Origin of the sequence: Reichenbachiella sp. MALMAid0571, assembly GCF_040151475.1 — a bacterium.
Lineage (GTDB): Bacteria > Bacteroidota > Bacteroidia > Cytophagales > Cyclobacteriaceae > CAXBNB01.
Genome location: NZ_JBDKWG010000151.1, coordinates 180,853 through 198,118 on the forward strand (window position 1 = coordinate 180,853; position 17,266 = coordinate 198,118).

16 protein-coding genes are annotated in these 17,266 nt (G+C 37.6%); 3 read left to right on the top strand and 13 right to left on the bottom strand.

Annotated features, from left to right (window positions below):
* Positions 1-49: 49 nt before the first annotated feature.
* Entirely contained in the window at positions 50-1,162 is a 1,113-nt protein-coding gene (locus tag AAOP42_RS22840; RefSeq protein ID WP_349530910.1) for a BamA/TamA family outer membrane protein, read from the bottom strand.
* 33 nt (positions 1,163-1,195) lie between these two features.
* Complete coding sequence (gene aspS, locus AAOP42_RS22845; protein WP_349530911.1) at positions 1,196-2,944, bottom strand: aspartate--tRNA ligase; 1,749 nt, start codon at positions 2,942-2,944, stop codon at positions 1,196-1,198.
* A gap of 118 nt (positions 2,945-3,062) precedes the next feature.
* Here aspS and AAOP42_RS22850 point away from each other — a divergent pair, with 118 nt between their 5' ends.
* From AAOP42_RS22850 to AAOP42_RS22860, 3 genes are all read left to right on the top strand, one after another.
* Complete coding sequence (locus tag AAOP42_RS22850; RefSeq protein WP_349530912.1) at positions 3,063-3,623, top strand: hypothetical protein; 561 nt, start codon at positions 3,063-3,065, stop codon at positions 3,621-3,623.
* The gene (locus AAOP42_RS22855; protein ID WP_349530913.1) at positions 3,620-4,069 is read left to right on the top strand and encodes a nucleoside deaminase; all 450 of its coding nucleotides are present in this window, start codon (positions 3,620-3,622) and stop codon (positions 4,067-4,069) included. The genes AAOP42_RS22850 and AAOP42_RS22855 overlap by 4 nt, the downstream gene beginning before the upstream one ends.
* Positions 4,070-4,219: 150 nt before the next feature.
* Positions 4,220-4,822 carry a superoxide dismutase gene (locus tag AAOP42_RS22860; protein ID WP_349530914.1) on the top strand — a complete coding sequence of 201 codons (603 nt, stop codon included), beginning with the start codon at positions 4,220-4,222 and terminating at the stop codon, positions 4,820-4,822.
* A 56-nt stretch (positions 4,823-4,878) separates the two neighbouring features.
* Here AAOP42_RS22860 and AAOP42_RS22865 read toward each other — a convergent pair whose 3' ends face one another.
* The 11 genes from AAOP42_RS22865 to AAOP42_RS22915 all read right to left on the bottom strand — a co-directional run bounded on the left by AAOP42_RS22865 (position 4,879) and on the right by AAOP42_RS22915 (position 17,250).
* The gene (locus tag AAOP42_RS22865) at positions 4,879-5,484 is read right to left on the bottom strand and encodes a MiaE family protein (RefSeq protein WP_349530915.1); all 606 of its coding nucleotides are present in this window, start codon (positions 5,482-5,484) and stop codon (positions 4,879-4,881) included.
* A gap of 11 nt (positions 5,485-5,495) precedes the next feature.
* Positions 5,496-7,343, bottom strand: a complete 1,848-nt coding sequence (locus tag AAOP42_RS22870; RefSeq protein WP_349530916.1) for a putative porin — start codon at positions 7,341-7,343, stop codon at positions 5,496-5,498.
* Between the two features lie 3 nt (positions 7,344-7,346).
* Positions 7,347-8,393 (bottom strand): tetraacyldisaccharide 4'-kinase, encoded by a 1,047-nt coding sequence (lpxK, locus tag AAOP42_RS22875; RefSeq protein WP_349530917.1) that lies wholly within the window; start codon positions 8,391-8,393, stop codon positions 7,347-7,349.
* Between the two features lie 100 nt (positions 8,394-8,493).
* The gene (locus tag AAOP42_RS22880; protein ID WP_349530918.1) at positions 8,494-8,976 is read right to left on the bottom strand and encodes a deoxycytidylate deaminase; all 483 of its coding nucleotides are present in this window, start codon (positions 8,974-8,976) and stop codon (positions 8,494-8,496) included.
* 120 nt (positions 8,977-9,096) lie between these two features.
* Entirely contained in the window at positions 9,097-10,188 is a 1,092-nt protein-coding gene (locus tag AAOP42_RS22885) for a hypothetical protein (protein ID WP_349530919.1), read from the bottom strand.
* Positions 10,189-10,241: 53 nt separating this feature from the next.
* The gene (locus AAOP42_RS22890; protein WP_349530920.1) at positions 10,242-11,417 is read right to left on the bottom strand and encodes a hypothetical protein; all 1,176 of its coding nucleotides are present in this window, start codon (positions 11,415-11,417) and stop codon (positions 10,242-10,244) included.
* Positions 11,418-11,441: 24 nt separating this feature from the next.
* Complete coding sequence (locus AAOP42_RS22895; RefSeq protein WP_349530921.1) at positions 11,442-12,215, bottom strand: hypothetical protein; 774 nt, start codon at positions 12,213-12,215, stop codon at positions 11,442-11,444.
* Positions 12,205-12,786 carry an RNA polymerase sigma factor gene (locus tag AAOP42_RS22900; RefSeq protein WP_349530922.1) on the bottom strand — a complete coding sequence of 194 codons (582 nt, stop codon included), beginning with the start codon at positions 12,784-12,786 and terminating at the stop codon, positions 12,205-12,207. Before AAOP42_RS22900 ends, AAOP42_RS22895 begins: the two co-directional genes overlap by 11 nt.
* 152 nt (positions 12,787-12,938) lie before the next feature.
* Positions 12,939-15,383: a PspC domain-containing protein gene (locus tag AAOP42_RS22905; protein WP_349530923.1), complete on the bottom strand. Its 2,445-nt coding sequence runs from the start codon at positions 15,381-15,383 to the stop codon at positions 12,939-12,941.
* 58 nt (positions 15,384-15,441) lie between these two features.
* Positions 15,442-15,798, bottom strand: coding sequence for a PadR family transcriptional regulator (locus tag AAOP42_RS22910; protein WP_349530924.1), 357 nt, complete (start codon positions 15,796-15,798; stop codon positions 15,442-15,444).
* Positions 15,799-16,020: 222 nt separating this feature from the next.
* The gene (locus tag AAOP42_RS22915; RefSeq protein ID WP_349530925.1) at positions 16,021-17,250 is read right to left on the bottom strand and encodes a carboxypeptidase-like regulatory domain-containing protein; all 1,230 of its coding nucleotides are present in this window, start codon (positions 17,248-17,250) and stop codon (positions 16,021-16,023) included.
* Positions 17,251-17,266 lie beyond the last annotated feature (16 nt).

Consider the following 17,266-nt stretch of genomic DNA (forward strand, 5'->3'; position numbering starts at 1 on the left):
TTATCACGAAAGGACTATCAAACGATTCAATAAAATGATTTTGGGGAATTTAAAATGCTTCCCTTACAGAAAGGTAAAATGCTGATTGCCCATTGTCAGTAAAACCAATGTCCAAACGAATGTTCATTTTTTCATCTTTCAATGCCTGAAACCTTCCTCCTAAACCATAAATGAACCTATTGTTATTCCAACTAAAATCTCCTAAGCCAGAAGCTACATCTCCCATACCGGCAAATACCACTCCCCCAAACCTCCAAAACAATTCTTGTCGTACTTCAGCTTGCAAAAAATATGACTGCCTATCGATATATAGATTTTTATGACTTAATCCCCTCAGCCTGTCATCTCCTCCCAGCTTTGGCAGTTTGTAGAATGGCATGTTGGTACCAGAAGTAAAATTTGCTCTAAACTGTAATGCCAGGATATTTTTTTTACTTAAAAGCTTCATGTACTTTCTGTAGTCCAACAGATAAGATGCGTAATTGTATTGACCTGCAAACCCTTCGTTAAAAAGTGTAATTCCGGCATTTAAAAAAGTGCCATCCGTAGGATAAAGTGTACTATTCCGGGAATCATACAGAAGCCCGGGACCTATACCCATATTGCGTCCTCCATCAATTCCGATAGCATTTGAATTTTCCAAATCCCCACCCACAATCACTTTACGAATATCATTGTACTGCAAGTCATAGAGTAAACCGACAAACAGATTTTGATTTACAGGTTTCATTACCCGCCCTGAAACACGGTAAAAACGGTCAGTATAAAGTTCTCTATGATCAGGATCAGTTTGATTGCCTATACCGTAGAAAAAATCGGGAAAATTAAAATACCTGATAATGGTATTGATGTTCAAACCATTTTTAAGATATACATCAATGTCCAGAGCAGAAAGCACCTGCTTCTTTTGAGTGTATAAAAAATATGGTGAAATCGAAGTAGGACGGTAAAACTCATTGGCCTCACCGTCCTTATCTTTCAATACCATAAAGGCAATAATACCATACATAAATCCGGTCTCAGGAGATGACCCTAAAGCAGGATATACTGCAAAACTCGTCTTTTTGGTTTTGGTAGTATCAGCCTGACTAAAAGCTGAGAAAATAGATACCAACATCAACAGAATCAATAACAGTATAGGTTTCAGTCGGTATTTATTCATTTTTAAATATTAAAATTTGATTTTTATAAAGGATCATTTATCCAACTTAATACCTAATTCTTTTAGCTGATCTGGTGAAACCATCGATGGTGAATCAATCATCACATCTCTGGCTGAAGTATTTTTAGGAAAGGCAATATAATCCCGAATAGATTGTGATCCGCCAAACAAGGCACAAAGTCTGTCAAAACCAAATGCAATGCCACCGTGAGGTGGAGCTCCATATTCAAAAGCATCCATCAAGAAACCAAACTGAGCTTTAGCTTCTTCCGGGGTAAATCCCAGATGATCAAACATCAATGCCTGAGTCTCTCTGTCATGAATTCTGATTGATCCACCTCCTATTTCCACTCCATTGATTACTAAATCATAGGCATTGGCTTTAACCGCTCCCGGATCGATATCCAACAATTTCAAATCCTCTTTGTTAGGAGAGGTAAACGGATGGTGCATGGCGTGATACCGTTGAGTTTCTTCATCCCACTCCAATAACGGGAAATCAATTATCCAAAGTGGTTTGAAAACAGAATCGTCTCTCAACCCCAATTGGTTACCCATTTCGAGACGCAATTCATTCATTGCTTTACGGGTATGGTCTGTATCTCCGGATAACACCAACAATAAATCTCCCGCTTCTGCACCTGCCGCTTCTGCCCACTGCTTCAAATCTTCTTGCGAGTAAAATTTATCTACAGACGACTTGAAAGTACCGTCTTGGTTACATTTTAAATAAACCAGCCCTTTCGCTCCTATCTGAGGTTTTCTTACAAAGTCAGTTAGGGCATCCAATTGTTTTCTGGTGTATTCTGCACATCCCTTTGCACAAATAGCAACCACCAGTTCCGATTGATCAAATATGCCAAATCCTTTTCCTTTTGCCACACTATTGATCTCTACAAACGGCATTTCAAAGCGTACGTCCGGCTTATCAGAACCGTACAATCTCATAGCATCGTCGTATTGCATGTGTACAAACTCGCCTACTTCGATACCTTTCACTTCTTTGAATAGAAATCTAACCAACCCCTCAAAAGTATTTAAGATATCTTCTCTGGTAACAAATGACATTTCACAGTCAATTTGAGTAAATTCAGGCTGGCGATCTGCTCTTAAGTCTTCGTCCCGAAAGCATTTTACTATTTGGAAATACTTGTCAAAACCTGACACCATTAGCAACTGCTTGAAAGTCTGGGGAGATTGCGGCAGGGCGTAAAATTCTCCCTGATTCACACGAGATGGTACAACAAAATCTCTTGCGCCTTCCGGGGTTGATTTTATCAATACAGGTGTTTCTACTTCCATAAAATCCTGATTGGACAAATAAGATCTTGTAGCCTGGAGCATCTTGTGTCTCAACTTCAACTTACTACTCACAGGATTTCTTCTCAAATCCAGATAGCGATACTTCATCCTTAATTCCTCTCCACCATCCGTATCGTCTTCTATCAAAAAGGGAGGCACCTTAGATTTGTTTAACACCTCCATTTTCTCCACTTTTATCTCAATATCTCCGGTAGGAATCTTGTCATTCTTCGAATATCTCTCTGTAACAACCCCGGTGGCACTGATCACAAATTCTCTACCAACGGATGTAGCCAAATTTATTAATTCAGTAGAAGCCTGACCTTCTTCAAATATTAGCTGTGTCACCCCATAACGATCACGTAAATCTATCCAAACTACTCCTCCTTTGTCTCTCAATGTCTGTACCCAACCGCATAAAGTTACTGTTTTACCTACTTCACTGATCCTTAATTCACCACAAGTATTTGTCCTAAGCATTCTTTCTATCTTGTTTATTCGTTGAAATTTTGAGAACCGCAAATTTAATAATTGTGGTCGTTTGGGCGTTATCTACTTCTACTTTAATTTTGATTTTTCACATTGTATAAATACTCCCATGATTTTGAACATTCTCCTTTCGTTTTTACTTCTTTTTTCTTCTTATCAATCTGACAAGCTGGTTAAAATAAAGGTGAATGAATCTATCTCTATGTCTATTCCTGAAAACTTCAGGCCAATGACCGACGATGAAATTGCTGACAGGTACTTTACTATCAAACGGCCTCTGGCTTTGTTTACCGATCCGGGTATGACTATAGATCTTGGAGTAAATAAGTCCATCACACAATGGAATGAAAAGGATTTGGAGATTATGAAGAGCTTTCAAAAATCCAACATCTATAGTTTGTACGACAATATAGAAATGTTGAGTGAAGGCATTAAAGAAGTAAATGGCAGAAAATATGCCTATTTCGAGTTTGTATCTACAGTGAAAGAGGAAGAAGATGTTTTTGTAAAAAAAGGATCAATCAACAAATATACTTACATACAATATACCCTGATCAACGGAAATTCACTGGTATTTAATTTTTCATGTCCCTCCAATATCAAAGCAACCTGGCAAAACGTAGCAAATGAAATCATGCAAAGTATGGAAGTAAAAAAGAACCTTCAATGATTCCGGGGTTACACAGCGACGAAGCTTTTATGAAGCAGGCTCTGACTCAGGCTAAATATGCTCTGGAGGAAGGAGAAGTGCCGATTGGAGCAGTTGTGGTTTGCGACAATAAAATTATAGCCAGGGCGTACAATCAGGTAGAAAAACTAAATGATGTAACTGCTCATGCTGAAATTCTTGCGATTACGGCTGCAGAAAACTTCCTGGGCACCAAGTATCTCACACAATGTCGTTTGTTCGTAACATTGGAGCCATGTACCATGTGCGCAGGGGCATCCTATTGGTCGCAACTCGAAGGAGTAGTCTATGGTGCCAGTGATGAAAAAAGAGGATATTCTGCTCTTGCTCCCAAGGCATTTCATCCCAAGACCAATGTACAACATGGTGTACTGGCAGAAGAGTGTGGCGAATTGGTAAAAGATTTTTTTACGAGGTTGAGGGAGTAAAACAGTTATCAGACAAATAGGCCACTAACCAAACAGCCCTGATAAATTTCTTCAATACATGCATAGATTTGATTCATGAAAATCATTGGTCACCACGTCAAAAAAGGCTAGTTTTACAGTAAATTTTTAATACATATAAATAATACAATTATGGCATTCGAATTACCTTCATTACCCTATGCTCATGACGCTCTTGAGCCGCATATCGATACTAAAACTATGGAAATCCATCACGGGAAACACCATAATGCTTATGTAACCAATTTGAACAATGCTATTGCCGGTACGAACATGGAAGGCAAGTCTATTGAAGAAATTTGTGCGCAGCACTCTGATGTTCCTGCTGTAAGAAACAACGGCGGTGGACACTTCAACCACTCCCTTTTCTGGACAGTGATGAGCCCAAATGGCGGAGGCACTCCTTCAGGGGATTTGGCAGCAGCTATTGATGTCGCTTTCGGTTCATTTGATGCATTCAAAGAGACGTTTGCAAAAGCCGGAGCAACCAGATTTGGTTCTGGTTGGGCATGGCTTTGTGTCAAAGATGGCAAATTAGAAGTTTGCTCATCTGCCAATCAGGACAATCCTTTGATGCCGGGTGTTGGCTGTGGAGGCACTCCTATTCTTGGACTTGATGTATGGGAGCATGCTTACTATTTGCACTACCAAAACAGAAGGCCTGATTACATTGCTGCATTTTTTAATGTAGTCAACTGGGATGAAGTAGCGAAAAGATTCGCAGCAGCGAAGTAATTTCTGAAAATACTTTCCATAAAAAGTCATTCTTCGGTGTTCGGGGAATGACTTTTTCAATGCATCCTATCCCCTCTTACCTCTAAATTTTTCATAATATCGGCTTCAGCTACGAGAAACTCTCTCCACCGGTTCATTACATATTCCTCTCCCATATATTTCTTAGCTAAGTCCAGGAAATTGGCATAATGGGCAGCCTCAGACACCATCAATTCATAGTAGAACTTTTGCAGGCCTGTATCTTCCATGTTTTTCCAAAGCAATTTAAAACGTTCACAACTTCTGGCTTCTATCAGTGCATTGAGCAGTAGTTTTTCCACCAACTGTTGATCTCGACTGCCACCTTTCCTCACAATACCATTGATAGCAATCACGTATTCATCTTTGCGCATCCTGCCAAGGGAGATTCCCCGTTTTTTCATTTCATCAAGCACACGCTCAAAATGACTCCATTCTTCAGCTACAACACTTGTCATCAATTCTACCAAATCTGCTTTTTCCGGATATGAAACGATCAAAGAGATGCATGAAGAAGCTGCCTTTTGCTCACAATAGGCATGATCGATCAGAATTTCATCGAGCGACTTTTCTGCAATATTTGTCCACCTTGGATCTGTAGGGAGATTGAGTCCCAATACAGTTTTGTCAAAATCACCTTCCATAAGATTATCTTTTAATCAAAAAACAACCATCGACATCCAATGTCGAATATTTTTTTCTGTCCCGGATAAAACGGAGTAGCAAAATACCCATTGTCAGGAGGTTGATTGACATGGGTCATTTTTACAAAAATTCTTAACTTTTTAGCCTGGAAATTCAGAAATACATCTGCCGCAGCATACGCCTTCATTTCAAACTCATTTTGCAAATAAAATTGCTGAATGACAGGATCGTAGTAGTTTGCATAATACGCCGATTGCCAACGCACATTTATCCCAATCTGAATGGGCATGTAATCATTAAACCAAACGCTTTCATAATACCAACGGCTGCTACCAAGCAAATCCGGCACTCTGAATACTCCTGATCCGCCTCCTGCAAGCAGGGTATAATTCACCTGATTGTCCAAATGAAAATGTTTTCCTAAATTCAAATCCGCCCTAACCGAATATCGGTTGATGATCGCAGTAGAAGAGGATTGAGAAGGTGCTTTGTCGGTATTGAAAAATACATACTGGTCAATGCTGGTGATGGAAACTTTTGGTTCGATAGACAAAAATGAAAAATCATATTTTGCAGAACCTTCTATGCTGTTGACAATGATTGGGTCAAAATCATTGGACCATTCGAAATGATTGCCAAGATATTGCTCCGACAAAAACGAAGGATTGTAAATCGCACTGGTATAAGAAGCGTTTACATATTTATTTTGAAGAAATCCTTTCAAATAATATTGTCCCCCATCCAAAATCTCAACATTTCCACCTACAATATTATTATCAGTGATAAACAGCTTGATATCACCTCCCAGATAAGTTTCACCTGTATGTCCAAAAGGATCAGAATAAACATACCTGTAATTGATGTCTCTTCTTTTTAAATAAGCACTATAGAATAAGCGATTAGACAGCTTGCCCTTCATGCCGAATTCATTGGTAAATTCATTAAAAGTAGCTGCATCAAGGGTAGAGTCAGACCTGATAAATATATTATCAAAATAATCTTTGTCGCTTGTAGTTCCAGAAAGAGGATAATCATTGAATTCATTTTTGATACTCTTTTTATCCATTTTATGATAGACCTGAAAAAATGGCTTCACCGTGTACTGTTGGTACGCATGAAAATTTACTCTTGAATCCTTACTCTGTGCATTCACAAGGCTAATGGGTGCATCTGCATATTGAAAAAACTCCAGTTCCTCGGCATCTAATGGCAAATTTACCCCACCTGTTTCACGAACGGCATGTTCAAAACGAAGGGCATGAAACAACAGCGTATAATTTTTCTTTTTTGATTCGTAATAGGTGTAAATATCCAAAATGGAAGACCTTGTATTGTTATTGTCTCCGGTCAACGCAACCTCACCTACTTGCCGTTTTGAAGACATTTTATAAATATCAAACCCAACATTCCAATTTGGTTTTACATTTCTGGAAAAATTAAAATTAACTTCAGATCGTCCATTGCCACCAAAGACCACATTCAAATCCATATAAGGGGATTTTGTATCATAATACCTGAACTCCTCCGGATTGAGCATATAAGGATCATAGGCACTGAACCCTGATGTCCTGCCTATAGTTCTGGGAACGGAATAGAACACAGGGTTCATTGCCGTGCCGTTTACACCCAAATCCTGATAATAGACAGATGTCTTTTTGATTACTTCAAAATTTTCCAATTGATGCAAGGTGGTATCGACATGCTGGAAAGTAGTATCATTTTCACGGATTTTACTTTCGAGCGTAAAAGCTGTTGAATGAGCTCCATACACCAGCTTGGTAGAATCATCAATAATCTGGCTAAATGCAGAAATCGACACAAAAAAAAGGATGGTAAAAAAAGATATTTTATACTTCACTACTTACTGAATTCTCTCCTGTGGCTCATTTTTGAAACTATCTACAATCAATTGTTCAAATTTATCACCTTCATCAAGGAATTCTATTTCAATAGGCAAATAAAAAACAGGCATGCTGGATAATTCTTTAAATTCCCTGATTTTTGTAGCATCTTTTTCTGTTGTTAGAATTGAAACTACCCCATCAGCCATGCCCTGATTATAAGCCGTTAATATACTCTCCATATCAGACTTAGAAAAGTGATGGTGATCGCCATATTCTAAATGGCATAACAGATCAAATTCTTTCTCTACGTATTCCACAAGATGTTTACTATCTGCCAGTCCGCTTACCAGTATTACCTTGTTTACGAACTCTAATTCATTGCTAAAAATTGCTATCGGAGCTTGGTATTTTGTTTTGGTAAAAAAAACAGGCACATCGGTTCTCAGGTATTTCCGTGCTTCTTTTACGTATGCTTCACTAGAAGTGATCTGTTCTTGACATTTTGTAAAAACCAATATATCCGCACGTGAAGCACCATTTCTTGCTTCCCTCAATCTACCATAGGGCATCAAATGATCCTCAAAAAATGGACGGCCATAAGTAGAAAGCAAAACATTCAGATTTGGTCTTAAAGTTCGATGTTGAAATGCATCGTCGCATACCACCACATCGCAATCTTCATGTTCGAATAGAATCTCCGGTATAGCCATAACACGCTCCTCTCCTACAGCCACGGGTATTTTATTGCCAAATTTCAACCAAAACTGGAAAGGTTCATCTCCTAATGTAACAGCTGTATCTTTATCATTTGCCAACCGAAATCCTCTGGTTTTCCTCTTGTACCCACGGCTCAGAATAGCTGGCTTATGCTCATTTCTTTCCAAAAGCCTTACGATATATTCCACCATCGGGCTTTTTCCGGTACCACCAACTGTCAGGTTACCCACCGAAATAACATTGACATCAAATGCTACAGACTTATATGTCCCGATATCATAGAGGTGATTTCGAAGAGACGTAACCCAACCATAGATCAATGCAAAAGGGAATAACAAAAACTTCATTGGCGCAATTGGTAATAAAGCGCAAACTTATCTATTGACAAGGAACATTGGGCAATGTTTATTTATCAAATACTAGTTTAGTAGAAAACATTAGCTTGCCCTAAATCATATGAGTGACATTGGTCAATTCTCCTGTATATTTCCGGGTTTTCACTCCAAATTTCTCAAGAAAGTCAATCCCCTCATCAGACTCCAGCCCTTTGTATTCTGCATAGGATTTAAGATAAGTTACTTCCCTAATCCCGGTAGAGTATATGATTCTGGCACAAGCAAGACAAGGTGAAAGTGTTACGAATAAGGAAGACCCATCAACTGACGCATTATTTTTCACCGCATACAATATGGCATTTTGTTCTGCATGGATAGCCAGAGAGCAACTTCCCTTTGAATCGGTAAAGCAACCTTTTTCAGGAAATTCCTCATCGCAGTTATGTGTACCTGCAGGTGGCCCGTTATAGCCAATTGAAATAATACGGGTGTCTTTCACCAAAACAGCACCCACATGCCTTTTGATGCAATGTGATCTTTTGGCCAGATTTACTGCCAATTCCATAAAAATATCTTCGAATGCCGGTTTACTCATGGAAACTGATTTTATTCAATTGGCAAGTTATACTGTTTGAATAACAATCTAATATTTTCTAACAACGATTGAAATTCAGAAAGTAAAATTGTTCCCACAAACAGAAAAATAATTTCTCAATCAGAGTATGAAACCAAAACTGATAGCATTCAATTCAGGACCCTTTCCTTTTGAAAATACCTTGTTGAGGTCATAGTTAATAAAGAAATCGGTTTTGTTATACCCTACCCGGGCACGAAGGCCATACCTGAAGTTGTTAAGGTAAAAATTGTCATGGTCTTTGTCTTTCTTTTTATCACCATTGTCCTTATACACGATTTTAGTTTTAGACCCCATTCTGTAACCAACGTAAGGTCCCATTCCAAACCTAAAACCAATTTTTCGATAACGTGTAACGCTCACATTGCCATGTCTGACAATATTGACTTTCCTTTTCCCATAGGAATAATCAAGCATTGGTATCACTTCAAGATTAACAAAAGAAGCAGTTAGTTTGCTTTTCAAACCCTCTACAGAATCATCTTCCTGAAAAGTAATGCCATCAGTACCCTTTACTATTCTGGCATTTCTATTTTCGAATTTCCAATTGTACCAGCTTACTCCATATCCCCAGTTGATGAAGCCTTTACCCCCGGTAGATATCCTGTGGTTTCTTTTTAAAGCAACATACCACGAACCCCATGGCTTAACACTGTGCAGGTTATCACTGGCTAATCCATCACCACCCAACCAATTATTCATACCTAAATCAATATTGAAGCTTTTCTTATGTTTTTCTACTTCATCTTCAATCTTCTCTTCTTTTTCAGCATATTTATAATGTTCAACAAAATCTTCTACATCATCGCCCAAATCGTCAAAATCATTGGATTTAATTTCAACTTTATAGTTGGCAATAGAAAAATCTATATCTGCCCTTTTTCTATGAAAATAATAGGTGGTATCCTTTTCCCATTTATTCTGCTTTTTTTTCTCTTTCTTGTTTTTAAAAACAACAGTATCGGCATGCATATTCAGGTCTGATATTATTTTATTCAAATCATAATCTTCCAGTTTCTTGAGGTCATCCTGACTGTCCACTACAATGGCTATTTTTTTATTGCTTCCCAACTCTATATACACTGTGTCTTCTTTATTTACACCAACTTCAGCACCCAATGATTTTGAAAGAAATAAAGGAAAGAATAATAATATGACTAGTAATTTTTTCATGCTTTTAATATTGACTTTTGATAGCTTAAACATCCCGATAGCTAAAGCTCATTCTATAATTCTAAAGTAATTCCAAAACTTACAGCATTTAGTTTTGGCCCTTTGTCTTCCACAAATACAGTGTTCAAATCATAGTTGCAAAAAAGGCTGAAATCATAATCCAGCTCTATTTGAACCCGTGCACCATATCGAAGATTGTTGATATAAAAAGTGCTTCCTTCCTTGTCTTTTTTCTCCTCACCATTTGCATCCTTATATACATTCTTAGTCCAGCTATCCAAACGGTATCCGGCATAACCACCTATACCTATTTTAAAACCATTCGGGCGAATATGCTTGGTGTATCTGCGCTTTCTAGATTCCGGATCTTCTACTCTCTCTTTACCATAAGAAAAATCAAAAGTGGGAATCAATTCAAGGTTGATGTAGGATACAGAAAGTTTACTTTTTATTCCCTCTATTTCTGTGTCCTCAATGAATTGCACTTCATTCGGATTTTTTAATACCCTCACGTTTTTGTTTTCAAATTTCCAACTGTACCATGTGGCACTTCCTCCAAAATCAACGAAAAGAGGCCCTCCAACAGCTATTCTTCTAAAATATCTCCCTCCCGCATACCAGGAACCTACAGGTTTTATGGTATATAGTTTGTCTTCTCCACTAGGTAAATTTCCATCTTCCATCCAATTATTCAACCCAAAATCCACAGCGAAATAATTATGGCTCAAGCGGCTGGTTCTATAATCCGATTTCCATTTTTTTATTGGTTTTTCTTCTTCCTTATCAGTAAAAGTCAACCTCACCTGCTCTCCATTAGACAATACGGCAGAAATGGTATCATGAGAGTTAAGGTCATTGATATTGAGGACTTTTGCTGAAGAAACCGGCACTGTTTCAATTGGTGGTACTACCACAGGATTTACTTCTGCCCTTTTATCCACTGTAATGACAGTATCTTTCAAAAAACGTTCTCCGGAATCATCAGTAATCTGAACCAATCCATCATCTCCTGCAGAATCAATATTAAGGTTGATTTCACGAATCATTTCATTGATGTCAAATTCTTCTAAAGACTTGAGGTCTTCCTGATTATCCACATATATGATCAACTTACTGTTGTTACCCAACTCGATAATAAGCGTATCTGTCCGTTGCATCATGACATCTTTTGCAACCAAATTGCTAAGACAGGTAATAAAAAAGCAGGCAATGAATAAAATATTTTTCATCGTATTATTGAATTAATTGTATTTCTAGTTTTCTGATTTTGTTTTATTCATATCACTTTTAGGATTGAATATGTAGTCTTTTGCATCCCGTACATCGGCAAGCAAGTGGCCCGGAAACCTTAAAATATCTCTCAAATCAGGCCTCCGTCTTTTTGTTGTGTCCAGCTTGGCTATAATCACTACCCTGTGAGGATTTACTTTCTTTTTAGAAACTTTGTATGTGATGGTTACCGATTTTGAATGCTTTCGTGTCTCAATTTTTTGCTCTTCTTCCGCTTCTACTAACAGATCATCCAGACCATTTTCCTCCTGAAGGTCAACAAGCATTAGGTCAGGAACAATGTCTTCGTCTGCTTCCAAAAACCTTGAATTGTCTTTTTTATGTTCTTCAATCGAATCTGAATTTTGTTCCTCGCTACCCAATGCTAATGTCTCATTTTTCAGAATATCTGGAATATCCAATTGTTCAATATTGACATCAGTTGGCAATTCAGGTGGTTTGATTGCATTTTTATCCAACTCAACAATGTCATTTTGCTGCGTTTCCATTTCACGATAATCAATATCCACTTGTACTATAGACATGACTTCTTCTTCACCAGAAAATATTTGGTAAGTCACCAGGCCGCAAGCCAAAATCAATAAAATTGATACAGCAATTTTGAAGTACCAAAATGTAGCTTTCTTTTTCTTTTTATCGAGAAGTGCTTCCAGGTCGTTCCAGGCTTGTGGGTCTGGGGTCGATGTACCGGATGCCAGTTTTTCTCTAAAAAGTTGATCTATCTTATTACTTTCCATTTTCTATTTTTTTCGGGTCTGCTATTTTCTCAAGCTCTGCCAATTTCTTCTGCAACAGTACTCTGGCTCTACTCAACTGAGATTTGGAGGTATTCACATTGATACCTAATTGTTTGGCTACCTCTGCGTGGGAATATCCTTCTATTGCATATAAGTTAAACACTGTCCGATATCCACTCGGTAAGCCATAAACCAGTGCCATTAAATCCTCTACGTTGAGTTGAGCACTAACAACTTCAAAGTCTATTTCCTTATCGGCTGATTCTATCTCCACTTCCAGATACATAGATTTATTTTTTCTCAACCAGGTCAGAGATTCGTTGACCATGATCCGTCTCACCCATCCCTCAAAACTACCTTCATGACGAAACTGCGAGAGCTTGTCAAATACAACCATAAAGGCTTTGATCATGACATCCTGCGCTGAATCAAAATCACAGATATACCTTCTGCAAACTGAGAGCATAAGTGGAGCGAACATCTCGTATAACTGTCTTTGCGATTTTTTATCGCTTTTCAGACATCCCTTGATGATCTCATCTGTGTCTTGACTTTCAATTTTTATCGTCATTATCAGGCGGTTCAATGGGTAGATGACAAAGAGTAGGAAAAGGTTGCATACCCTGTATATTTTTCAAACCTATTCAAAGTTACAGGTATTTAAACACAAAAAAACCCGCCATTAGCGGGTTTTAAGTGACTTTCTTTTATCATTACTTTTTTCTAATCGTCTTTTTTTACCGAACTCAATCCATCTTCATCTATTACTGAGACTTCCGGACTCCCTTTGTAGTGGACACTACTCATGCCAGAGGCTTCTACATACAACTTGTCTCTGGCATATATCTTAGCCGATGATGCTCCCGAAGCTTCTATGCTTGACGACCTTGTAGTCAGGTCATAAGCCCTTAAGCTGGATGCTCCGGAAACCTCTGCTTCGAACGAATCTGTATTTCCTGATAAATTGACGGAAGAAGCTCCTCTAAGCTTCATCTCAATATTTTTACTTTTAATATTGATATCGGCAGTAGAAGCACCTGACAAATTCGCATAGAATTCCGATGTTTCAAAGTCGGATATATCATAATTGGTTACTCCAGACCCTTTTATGCTTTTTAATTCAGGTAATGAAATATAAACCTTGACAGGCTTTTGTTTAGAAGACTTTAAATACCTGAACTTGTCGGCATCAAACTCTACAGAGAGTACATCACCTATTTTTCGCACATAGACTTTGTCAAGGTATTTATCCTCTCCTTTCACTTCCACATGATAGGCATCTTCCCTCGACACAACAACATTTAAATTTCCTTTAGCTTCAATTTCCTTAAAATCTTCCAATTCAAATAACCGTCCTTCACCAAAAGTCATGTCGTCATCTATATGTTTTATTTCTGCTTTGCCTTGTGAGGGTTCAGGTTCATCTTCACAGGTAATACAAACCAAACCATTTTCAGTAAACATCCACTTGTTAGCGTCCATTTGCCAATACTTATAACCATACTGGCTGATACTAAAAATGTACTTGAGATTTTCCTCCATTATAAAAACCTGATTGTAAGGCACGTACAATGTCATGGCTAATTCCTGAGCACGGAAAACAGCATTTTTCCCCAAAGAAAGATTTGAATCAAAATATAAATTTGATCCTTCTTCACTTACATTGTAGTTTATCATCTCCGCATTTTCAATAGAAGATTTTCTGGAATTTCCCCGAGACTTATAGCGCATATCCAACTTGTACAATGAGTCTGCATGCCCCCTAAGCTTCAAATTCACCATATCATAATCCTCTATTCCCGCTTCTTTCAGGCCTAAGATTGCATTCTTATTTGTAAAATCATACGTTCTGGTTTCCCTATATTCACCTTCTGAACTAAACTCGCTTACTACTTTTGGTACAGAGATTCCAATTCCAATCATACTTAACACCCAAAGACCGAAGATCGTCCACCCCATAGTAGCATTCAATACCAGCTTCTTCACCAAAATAGAAATACCAATTAAGGCTATTCCCAGGAATGGAATAAAAGACGCTCCAAAAATGGATATGTATCCAAAAGTTGGAAAACTGTTTCTGATCAACTCTATAGGTACGTCATGAAAACTAACCAAATTACTCCAACCTGACATAAAACCAAAGACAACTGAAGTAGCAACGATCAATCCTATCATACCTGCCAGCCCAACCCCAGTAATAAACAATCCTGCTATTACCCTCAGAGCTTCTACTATAAATCTTGAAGCCGGCCCGAGAAGTTTCCCCAATGCCTGGAAAATAGCTGCAATCACACGGAAAGGAAACAATAGGATTTTTACAAATAGTTTTTCTTCACCCTCCTTAACATTGAGACTTTCTTTAACGTTGTGCTCTATGTTAGAGAGGGTAACAGGCTTTCCCTGCATTTGCATTTTTTCAGTGATGGTATTAGCTTCTGGGGTAATAATCCAAAGAATAAGATATAAAATGAGCCCTGAGCCACCAAGAAAAACAGTGAGTACAAGTATCAGCCTAATCACTGTAGTATCAACACCAAAATATGCTGCTATCCCACTTGCTACACCTCCCAACACTCTGTTTTCAGGGTTTCTATACATCTTTTTAAGATCTTTATCTTCCCCCAAATCATGAGATCCGGGAATCACAATCCAAAGTATGATATAAGCTATCAATACTACTCCACTAATCGGACCGAAAAGGACATTAAGAAATAATAGCAATATGATTAGTCTGATCCATAGCGGGTCTATTCCAAAATAATGAGCTATCCCAGAGGCAACTCCACCAAGAATTCTCTTCTTTTCATTACGAAACAACCTTTTGACCACTGGTTCTTCATCGGCCTCAGTACTTTTTGATTTTCCTTTTGGTTCTGCTTCCTCTACAATATCTTCGTCTTCATGAATTTCCTCAAAATCGGCTGTAGTACCCATAGTAGCTATCAGAGCTTCAACATCATCTATGGTCACTACTTGCTTGCCTTCATCCAGTTTGGTTAAAAAGATTTCGGCTATACGACTCTCAATATCCGCAATAATCTCAGAGCTGTCTTCATATGGTGAGAAATAAGAATTAATAGACTCTAAATATTCTTTTAATTTACTGTAACCATCTTCCTCAATATGAAAGATAATGCCACTGATGTTTATACTTATGTTCTTTTTCATTTCGGTACTATTTTATACTTTGCTGGTAAAGGCTCTTACCAATTAATTAGGTTAGATATTATTTGGCCGTTTTTTTTGATTCTTTTTCTTTATTAGAAGAGATTTTCTTGATGGATGTTGCAAGTTCATTCCAGGTTTCTTCTAATTTCCCTAAGAATATACTTCCTTCTTCCGTGAGTGTGTAGTACTTTCTCGGCGGTCCGGAGATCGATTCCACCCACTTGTAATCTACCAGACCGGATTTCCTTAGCCTGGTAAGTAATGGATAGAGTGTTCCCTCTACTACTATGATCCTGGCAGAAGTAAGTTCTCCCAGCATATCGGATGCGTAAACCTCTCCACGAGAAATGATTCTAAGAATGCAATATTCCAGAATCCCCTTCCGCATTTGCACTTGTGTATTTTCAATTTTCATTTTGCGTTTTTTACTTTTAAAAAGCAGTAGAAGTAATTAATTACTCCCACCACTTTTATCCTTAGTTTTTTGACCTCACTACCCTATACGGCAAAAGTACCTTGCAAAGCCAAGTACCTAGTGATAAAAAGTAAATATCGAGTAATATTCTTTATATAATTACTTTATTTATAAATATAATTATATAAATAAGTGAAATTTCTTCGGTATTAAAATGTGAGCTTAATGCTTTTCTTTCCTGGATTTGATTTTTTCAAGAGCTTTTTTTATATCATCTTCTGGTTTTATGATGGTGTAGTTTTCCCAAAAAGAACCATCATAATATTTAGCAGCTTCCTCAGAAAAAACCATTTCAGTTTCGGCTACTTCATTTTTCTCAAACGGCTGTACTCCCATGAGATACCTGTCCGTAATTACCATTTCTGAAACAGAATGAAATGTAGAATTAAATAACTTTTTCTTCCAGTTGCACTTTATTTTCAATTCATTTTTTGAATAGTACAAATACCATCTTCCTTTAAACTCTCTATATTTCACTTCATAAGTTACTTGTAGTGGGGTGAGTTTAGCTAATCTTGGTTTGTCTCTTATCAATGACTTTCCAGCCTCCTTTACGATATCATCGGCATAATGAAACCTGACTTCACTTATGGCCAATGTCTTCTCCTCTATATAAATCTTTCCGGTATATAAAAGATATCTATCTTTAGGTTTAAATGATATTTCAAAGTGCCTTTTTCCATCTAACACCAAAATATCAGACAACTCATAGTCATAATATTTCAAGACATCCTGAGCAAAAAGAAGTCCCGGATTCTTCACAACGTCCAAAAGTAACATAGTATATGGCCCTCCCATCAACTTAAACACCAAAGTATCCTGTGCTCTGTAATCTTTACTACGAAATCCCTTGTTAATTTTTATTTGGTCTCTTCCAGGCTTTTGATAAGGCATTTTAAAAACTTCCAATACGCCCTGGGAAATATCCACGTATCCATTGTTTTTCTTGATTACTTCCCGATAAAATGTAGTCATCAACTCCGGATTAGCAGAGTAATTTTCCGGTATTCTGGACAATGCCGTTCTCAGGATATTTTCTGCCTCTCGCACCACCAGTTCTTCCATAATGATAATGGTAGGCTTAAGTTTAATTTCATTATCATTTTCTTTAAACGATAAAATACCTGCTTCAAAAGATTCATATCCAATATTCGAAAAGACCAGGTTTCTATCCAGAAACTCCACAGGTATTTTAATAGAAAACTCACCATTGGAATTGGCTACTGTACCTATATCTCTGTTTCTTACAAAAACATTACATGCCTGAATGGGCTTATTTGATTCTTCGTCTAATACGATACCAGATATTTCAATAAATTCTGCCTGTGCGTTGACCAAATGAACTGATCCTGCAAAAACCGTAAAACAAAGAAGAAATAACTGTTTTTTCATTTTGGGAAAAAAAATA